Annotated in this window: 3 protein-coding genes; all 3 read right to left on the bottom strand. The window is 40.2% G+C overall.

What is annotated here, in order from left to right:
• Window positions 1-1518: ATP-binding protein (locus ACP6PM_RS09235; RefSeq protein ID WP_426583897.1), on the bottom strand; the 1518-nt coding region annotated here is incomplete at its 3' end.
• A gap of 555 nt (window positions 1519-2073) precedes the next feature.
• Window positions 2074-7410, bottom strand: coding sequence for a trifunctional serine/threonine-protein kinase/ATP-binding protein/sensor histidine kinase (locus ACP6PM_RS09230; protein ID WP_426583895.1), 5337 nt, complete (start codon window positions 7408-7410; stop codon window positions 2074-2076).
• Window positions 7411-7821: 411 nt separating this feature from the next.
• A complete protein-coding gene (locus ACP6PM_RS09225; protein ID WP_426583893.1) occupies window positions 7822-9102 on the bottom strand; it encodes an FAD-dependent oxidoreductase in 1281 nt (426 codons plus the stop codon).
• Between the last annotated feature and the right edge of the window lie 2 nt (window positions 9103-9104).

Here is a 9104-nt window from a genome sequence, read left to right as displayed (position 1 = left end):
TGATTGGTCTTGGCAGTTATAATCATTCCCTACCCCATCATATTGAGTGGATACAGTTTGAGTGTCTCCCATCAATACTTTCAATAAATTTAACGAGGCTGAGTCCGCCCATTGCAAGTCATCAAGAAATAGGGTTAGAGGATGTTCTTTTCTGGTGAAGACGGCGATAAATTTCTCAAATAGGAGATTGAATCGATTCTGGGCTGCATTGCCAGAGAGTTCCGCCACGCTTGGCTGTTCTCCAACGATCCTTTCCAGTTCGGGAATGACTTCTATGAGAACTTGCCCTTGCTCTCCTACTGCTTCTAGGATTTTCTCTTTCCACTCTTGCAATTGGGCATCACTTTCTCCGAGTAATTGCCCCATTAAATCTCGCAATGCTTGAACGAAGGCAGAAAAGGGTATATTGCGATTGAATTGGTCGTATTTCCCTTTGATAAAGTATCCCTTCTGTCTGGTGATGGGTTTGTGAACTTCATTTACCACCGCAGTTTTCCCAATACCGGAAAATCCAGCTACGAGCATGATTTCCGCTCCTCCTTCCTTACCAATGGGGGCTGCGACTCTTTCAAAAGCATCAAGAAGGTTCTGGACTTCAATTTCACGTCCGTAGAGTTTTTCTGGAAGCAAGAAGCGATCGCACAAGTCCCGCTCTCCTAAACCAAAAGGTTCGATTTTCCCAGTTTCAATATATTCAACCCGACATTTTTCCAGGTCATATTTTAGCCCCAAAGCACTTTGATACCTTTCTTCTGCATTTTTCGCCATTAATTTCATAACTATATTGGCTAAGGCTGTCGGTACTTGGGATTCAGGAATTGTTGGAGGGGTTTTGGCCATGTGTGCATGGACTAATTCCAGAGGGTCTTCGCTTTCAAAGGGCAGTTTTCCTGTCAACAGTTCGTAAAATGTTACTCCTAGAGAATAAAAATCGCTGCGATAGTCTATCCCTCTATTCATCCTTCCTGTTTGTTCCGGAGAAATATAAGCTAGAGTTCCTTCTAAGACATTGGGGGTTTGCAAACTTGTTCGTTCTTTGGGCAGTAACGATGAGATACTAAAATCTATTAATTTTACTTCTTTTGTTTCTGGATGAATTAATATATTTGCGGGTTTGATATCTTTATGAATAATTTGATTTTGATGCAGATGGTGCAGAATTTCTGTTATAGAAAGAGCAATTTCCCAAAACTGTTCGATGCACACACATAATTGTCGCTGATATTCGGCGAGGGAGATAGCTCCTATATCTTCCATGATTAGAGCATAGGCATTTTTGTAACGTAAGAGCGAGTATGGTTTAATAATACTGGGGATGTGTAGATTTTTAGCAATGGCGTATTGATTTCTAAACTGCACTAATTCGTTAAAGTTCGGATATTCGTGACCCATCAATTTGATAATTACGGGTTGCCCACTTTCGATATTTATACCGCGATAGACTAGGGTACGTTCGCTTTGGTGAATGAGTTCATGGGTTTGATAATTGCCTATTTTAATTGTTTTTGTCTCAGTCATTGGCTTGGTTTATTTGTCGTTGAGTCTAATTTTTCTCTTCCTCAGCCTAGTTTACTTCATTTTTGGCCAAAAGTCCAACTATGATAAATCTTTACCGAAAAATAAGGGTTTAAAGCCTCTCCTTTAAAGGAGAAAAAGCGGTCGTTTGCGGAGCATGGAGTAGGATGGGATAGCGAAGTTTCCCGCTCTTGCAGAACCGCTCCGCTTCATGTCGGCGACAGCCGTTTCGCTGCGCGACATGAAAAACGAAGTTGTGCGTTAGCTAAACGCCATATCCAATCTCCCCTTGAAAAGAAAAAAAATTCCCTTTTAATTAATCCTATCCGTTTTCAAGAAGAGGTAATTATTAATTATTAATTAGACCTCTCCGGAAAAGAGGGAGTAGGGAGTAGGGGAAAATAATTGATTATTTCTGGATGATAATTGATTTGATTTTTGATTATCGGAGATGTCTATTGTTAATTATTAATTATTGAAAGTTGTCGGTTTTCATCATTAATGCAGCCGGAATGCTTCGTTGGTGAATCTGGCTACAGTTTCCAGGAGGGCTATATTTTATCTAGGAATCATGATCGTAAAAATTGTACCTTGCCCAACTGTTGAATCACAGCTAATCTTGCCACCGTGTTTTTCTGTAACGATTTGATGAGCGATCGCCATTCCCAAACCCGTTCCTTTCCCCACTCCTTTAGTAGTAAATCCTTGCTCAAATATCCTAGCTTTTATTTCTTCGGGTATTCCCATAGCATTGTCAGCAATTTCCACGATAACGTTTTTTTTGTCTGCGCTCAATTCTGTGCTAATATTAATCTGATTTGGTTCTTTTTCTATTTCTGAAAAAGTTTTTCCTTGATTGCTTTCATCTAAAGCATCTATTGCATTGGCCAATAAGTTCATAAACACTTGATTTAGTTGCCCTGGATAGCATTTAACTTCCACAATATCCCCATATTTTTTGACAATTTCAATAGCAGGTCTTTGCTCGTTTGCTTTCAGGCGGTATTTTAAGATTAATAACGTGCTATCTATCCCATGGTGTAGATTAAACTGGGTTTTGCTGGCGGTATCGGTGCGAGAAAATGTTCGTAGAGATGTGCTGATATTGCGAATGATATTGCACCCCTCTTCCATTGACGCAATTAGTTTGGGGAAATCTTCGGCAATAAAATCTGGTTCTAGTTCTTCAATCTCTTCCACAATTTCTTTAGGAGGAGAGGTGTTTTGTTGATAGAGAGAAAGAATTGATAGCAAATCTTGCAAATGTTCTTGGGCTGCATCCACATTGCCACCGATAAAACCAACAGGATTATTAATTTCGTGGGCGACTCCGGCGACAAGATTGCCCAAGGTTGCCATTTTTTCACTTTGAACTAATTGCAATTGTGCCTGTTGTAAATCTGTTAATGCTTGTTGTAAATCGTTTCGTGCCAGTTGTTCTTTGTGGTATAATTGGGCATTTTGCAGTGCTATGGTGGCTTGGGAACAGAGCAAATTCAAGATTTCTATGCGATCGCTGGTGAATGCTCCCGATACTTGATTGTTTTCTAGATAAAGAATGCCGATAAGTTGGCCTCTGTCAATTAAAGGTATACATAATACTGACTGTGGTTGATGCTTTTGGATGTAGTCATCTCGGCTATAGTTGTTGTTTTCTTGGTCACGATCTAATACCAGGTAAGCTCGCGTGTTTTTGACTTGATTAACTAGAGTTAAAGGCACTTTGTTACTTGTCTCAACTGGAGTGTTCATTACAGACATTTCCTCTCCTGCAACGTGGGCTGTCAGCATGAGAGTATTTTCTTGAAAGAGCATGATAGCAACGGTTTCGGCTCCAGCATTTTCTTGGATGACTGCCATGAAGTTGGCAATGGCGCTCTTGAGGTCAATTTCTTGGGAAAGACTGCGGGATGCCTTCATTAGGGTAGCTAAATCTAATAGCTCCCCAGTGGAGGTATTGGTCTGGGCAACTGTTCCTTTTATGAGAGTCGCTATCGTACTATTAGCATTCCTCCCCAACTGTTGCCGTTCGAGAATGGGAGAGAGCAATTTGGGATAGCATTTTTCTAGGTCGTCGGTTTTGGCTTTAGCTCCCCATTGAGCGTAACAATAATAGGCATCAATTAGATAGGTGCAAGCAATTTTCTCTTTTCCCCATGCAAGATAAAATTTGCCAGCCAGTTCGTTAGCTAGAGCTTCTTCTTGAATGTATTCGTTTTCTTTGGCTCCGGCTATGGCGCGGTCGTAAGCTTCCATTGCTTCCATGTTTTTCCCTAAAACGCGATACCCTTCTGCTTCAATTAGATCGTATTTGTGTTGGTAATTTTCTGGAACTTGCCTAGCCCAATATTGCATTATTTTCTGATTGTTGGCAACTTGGGATATCCCAGGGTCACCTTGCTTGAGAACGTCAGCGATCGTAGCTAAAGTTGCCAGAGAATGATAAAAATTTTGCTCGCCGACCGTAACCATACCCACAACGGCTTCCATATATTGGGCTGCACGTTCCAAATGACTTAATGCTTCATTAAATTGATAGAAAAGATAGCAAAGTCTACCTTTAGCAAGATATAAATTAAATAATAAAGCAGCATTACGCGACTCTAAAAAAATAGGCAGCATTTTCGCCTCATCAAAAACCAAACCTGTTAATAAATAGGGACAATCATTTTGGCCTAACAAATTTTTAACAACTTGCAAGCCCATTGAATGATGTTGAATGGTATATTCTTGCTGAAGATTGATTGCTAAATTCAAATAAGCCTCACGTTTCTGATGTAAAGCATCTAAAGGTTCGCCGATCGCAAAAGTTTGATCGCTACAGTTTGTACTGGCATAACCGACATATTCAATATCTCCAACTTCTAATCCGATTTGAATTGCATCTTGCAGGGGGTTAAGGGTTGTTTTAGTATGTTCTTTCCAGTGCCGAATATTGCCGTTAAAAACTAGCAAAATTCGTGGCTCGATCTCTTTAGCTACAAATCGCTCCAATAATTTCAATGCAAGTTTACCATAACGATAGCCTAATTCGATATCTTGGAGGGGACCGCACAGTAATAATCCATAAAGCACATACCCATAACCAGAATGAAACGAGTTTCCATACTTAAGAGATAGTGCAATTGTCGTAAAGATAATTTTCGGCATCAATGGAGGATCGGCAAAATAAGCAGATGAAATCAGACTCATTAAAATTCGTATAGTTGCGAGATGATGGGAGTCTTGCATTTCAGGAAGATCGATTAAGGCTTCAACTTCTAATTGTCCGGGAGGAATTTCTACTAATTCTACTTCCAGCATATTTAATACTTTTAATCCTAAATTCACTGCTGCCATCATTTCCAGCCGAGCAACGTGCATTTGAATTTTTATTTCGTAAATTCGCACGCGATCGAGTAAGTTACGAGCATTGTTTAAGACAATTTCTGCTAAAGCACTTGCCCGTTCAAAATTAGCATTAGGATACTCAGATTCAATCGCATTAATATAACAATCAAGGGTTAGATTATATTGACTCGTCCAACAATCTCCGGGAAGCAAGCTCAAACTTTGAGATAAATATTCGCTAGCAGAAGCATAAGCCGTTGCAGTTTTCGCCTTCTTTCCTGCAATGAGATTTAAACCAGCAAGTTGCAATTTTTCAGGAGTTGAGACGAACGCATCAATTGCAATGTTTAATTGATTAACAATCATAAAAATATTTTCGCTTTGCTTTGCTTCGGAGCAGCTTTTTAACAGGATTTTTCCTATTTTCAAATGGGTTTTCCGTTTGCGAACGCTAGGAATTAAAGAATAAGCAGCTTGTTGAACGCGATCGTGTAAGAACCTATAACCTACTGTAATTTCAATTTTATCCACCAGAGCATCCTTTTTTTTCCATTCTTGGAAAAACTTGTAGGCTTCGCTCTGGGGTAAAATCAACCCTTCTCGTAGAGCATTCCACAGATCGGCTGCGACTTCCTCCAAAGGGGTTTCGCAGATAATGGCTAAGGTCTCTAGGTCGAATTGATTCCCGATGCAGGCAGCTAATTTGAGGACTTCTTGGGTTTCTTCCGGCAATTTATGCAAGCGTCCTGCCATAAATTCCACCACATCATCCGTGAGGGCAGCATCTCGCACCTTCACCAAATCGCATTCCCAATATCCCAAATTTTGATTAAAAGTAATCAAATCATCTTCATACAATCCTTTTAAGAATTGGGTAGTAAAGAAGGGATTGCCTTTTGTCTTGTGATAGACTAAATCTGTTAAGGGAGTAGCTAATTCTACCGAACAACTCAGAGTTTCCGCCACCAATTGATTGATGTGACCGACAGACAAGGGGGTGAGGGTAATTGTCGAAATTTTTGTTTGTTGTTTCTTTAATTCCCCTAAAGTTAACATCAACGGATGGGCGGGAAAAACTTCGTTATCTCGATATGCCCCCAACAGCAGCAAATATCCCCTTCGAGTATCTCCCATTAGCACTTTCAACAAATTTAACGATGCTGAGTCCACCCATTGCAAGTCATCTAGAAAAAGTGTTAAGGGATGCTCTTTGCTAGTGAAGACGGCGATAAATTTCTCAAACAGAAGGTTAAAGCGGTTCTGAGCTGCACTGCCTTCTAGTTGGGGGACGGGAGGCTGCGCTCCGATAATCCTTTCTAGTTCAGGAATAACATCAATGAGCACTTGTCCATTTTCTCCCACTGCTTCTAGGATTTTTCCTTTCCACTCTTGCAATTCGGCATCGCTTTCTCCGAGTAATTGTCCCATTAAATCTCGGAAGGCTTGGACAAAGGCAGAGAAAGGTATGTTGCGATTAAATTGGTCGAATTTGCCTTTGATAAAGTACCCTTTTTGTCTAGTTATCGGTTTGTGCACTTCATTGACCACAGCGGTTTTCCCTATCCCAGAAAATCCTGCTACTAGGAGCATTTCTGTTTGTCGTGCTGCTACTCTTTCAAAGCCATCAAGCAAAGTTTTTACTTCTTTTTCCCTTCCATACAGTTTTTCTGGGAGCAAGAAGCGATCGCACAGGTCTCGTTTTCCCAGAGTAAAATGTTCGATTTTTCCCGTTTTCAGATATTCAACCCGACATTTTTCTAGGTCATATTTTAGACCCAATGCACTTTGATACCTTTCTTCCGCATTTTTTGCCATCAATTTCATAACTATATTAGCTAAGGCTGTCGGCACTTGGGATTCAGGAATTGCTGGAGGGGTTTTGGCCATGTGTGCGTGGACCAGTTCCAGAGGCTCTTCACTTTCAAAGGGGCGTTTCCCCGTCAGCAGTTCGTAAAAGGTTACTCCTAGAGAATAAAAATCACTGCGATAGTCTATCCCTCTATTCATCCTTCCTGTTTGTTCGGGAGAAATATAAGCGAGAGTTCCTTCTAAGACATTGGGAGTTTGCAAACTTGTTCGTTCTTTGGGCAGTAACGATGAGATACTAAAGTCTATTAATTTTACTTGTTTTGTTTCTGGATGAATTAATATATTTGCTGGTTTGATATCTTTATGAATAATTTGATTTTGATGGAGATGGTGGAGAATTTCTGTTATAGAAAGAGCAATTTCCCAAAATTGTTCGATGGATACAGAGAATTGGCGCTGATATTCTGCTAGGGAGATGGCTCCTATATCTTCCATGATTAGAGCGTAGCCATTTTTGTAACGCAAGAGAGAGTATGGTTTGATAATACCGAGAATGTCTAGATTTTTGGCAATGGCGTATTGATTTCTAAACTGGACTAATTCGTTAAAGGAAGGATATTCCTGAGCCATCAATTTGATAATGATCGGTTGCCCACTTTCGATATTTATACCGCGATAGACTAGGGTACGTTCGCTTTGGTGAATGAGTTCATGGGTTTGATAATTGCCTATTTTAATTGTTTTTGTCTCAGTCATTGGCTAGGTTTATTTGTCGTTGAGTTTAATTTTTATTATATTCACCCTAGTTTACTTCATTTTTGGCCGAAACCCCAGGGATTAGACATCTCGGAAAAATCAATAAATTCTAAGTAATAATGATAAAAAAATTAATTTTTGGTAGTTCGTTAAGCAAGTTTAGGAATGGTAGAATAAAAAAGTTTCTCCTAAATAGTTTCTATACTTATGGAATGTCTTCTTTGTGCCCTTGATAAATAGAAAGATGAACTGAAAGTTGTAGATCGGGTAAAATCTGTAATCAGAAGAGATACCCGAAGTTTGTCAACTTAAGTTTGATACTTTCCTATGTAATTTTATGAGTAGTTTACCATTACCAAAAGGACAAAAGGGAGGAGATGGAGATGGGGCATTTGCACAAAAACCTAGGATTTAATTCTGCATTGATTCTTTTACTCGATTAATCCAGCCTTCACTTCGTTTCAGCACTTCAGAATAGGGAAGTTCGCTCTCCATTATCAACTCCATTGGCAGAGGATTTGTCAGCAATGGAAACCAAGGTCTTAGTTTCTTACCAACGGTCAGGCGAAAAACAAATTCTAGCATCATAGGTTTTGAGCGGGGAAAGGTATAATCTGATAGTTCTCGCAAAGCATGAACATCTGATAGTCGCTCCGCTGTAAAAGCTGGAAGAGCTTCTTCCCACTTATCCTCATACCGATCTAAACATTGAGCAAATACTTGCACATCTTGCAGTGAAGCATTACATCCTTGTCCAATTGATGGAGAAACTGCATGGACAGCATCACCAACAAGCAAAATGCGATCGCCGACGTGCATCCGGTCGCACTTCACGGTCAAAATTTTTGATACAGGGCGTTGCCGGAGGACAGCAACATCTTCTAACCGCATTACAGATTTGAGAAATGGGGTGTTCTCTTGAAAATAAGCTAGAACTTCTTCATCAGTAGTGCAATTGTCCAGTGGATTATTGTCAAGGGGAAAAATCAGCGTTCCATGAAGCCAGTCGTCAGGTTGAGGAGCTAGAACTAATCGAATTCCTTTGCCCAAAGTTGAAGTGTGAACGTAGTTTCCTACCAGCTCTACTGTTTTATCCGACGTAATTCTGGGAACGTGCAATGATTTGTATACATCTGGGATAAAATCCTGTTGACATTGGATATCCGATCTAGCACTCAATACCTCCCGTACCTGGGAACGTACTCCATCAGCTCCCACCAGACGATCGTATTTAGCCGTAAACCTTTCTCCATTGTTGTGCTCGAGGATCGCTTCGTGACTTTCTAGATTAATGTCAACGCAGGAACAATCAAATTTGACAGTCACCAACTCCTGACTATGCTTCTCTAGCAGATATTCCAATAGTGCCAAATTAAGTTGATTGCGGTCAATGAGTAGTGTAGGCATCTTCCGGTTAATCCGACGAGGTTGGCCCTGTTTGCCATGAATTAAAACTCCTTGAGACCAAACTCCTTTTTTTGCTAAAGCTACTTTTAACCCAAAAATCTGCTCAATAGCATTTAGACCTCGTGACTGTAGAGCAATTGGGAAGGTACGCTGATTTGATTGTTTTGCCAATCGAGGATCGAGCCGACTTTCATAAATCTCAACCTGGTAATTTCCTCGACTGAGTAGATAGTGGGCTAGCAATAATCCTGCTGGGCCAGATCCAATAATTATAACCTTTTGCATTT

It is taken from the genome of Dapis brunnea BLCC-M229, from assembly GCF_050015995.1.
Taxonomy (GTDB): Bacteria; Cyanobacteriota; Cyanobacteriia; order Cyanobacteriales; family Microcoleaceae; genus Trichodesmium.
This window is presented reverse-complemented; position numbering and strand designations above follow the sequence as displayed.

Bases quoted from the DNA above. Each gene is read 5' to 3' on its own strand.
- ACP6PM_RS09230 (WP_426583895.1), bottom strand. From the start codon at position 7,410: ATGACTGAGACAAAAACAATTAAAATAGGCAATTATCAAACCCATGAA.
- ACP6PM_RS09225 (WP_426583893.1), bottom strand. From the start codon at position 9,102: ATGCAAAAGGTTATAATTATTGGATCTGGCCCAGCAGGATTATTGCTA.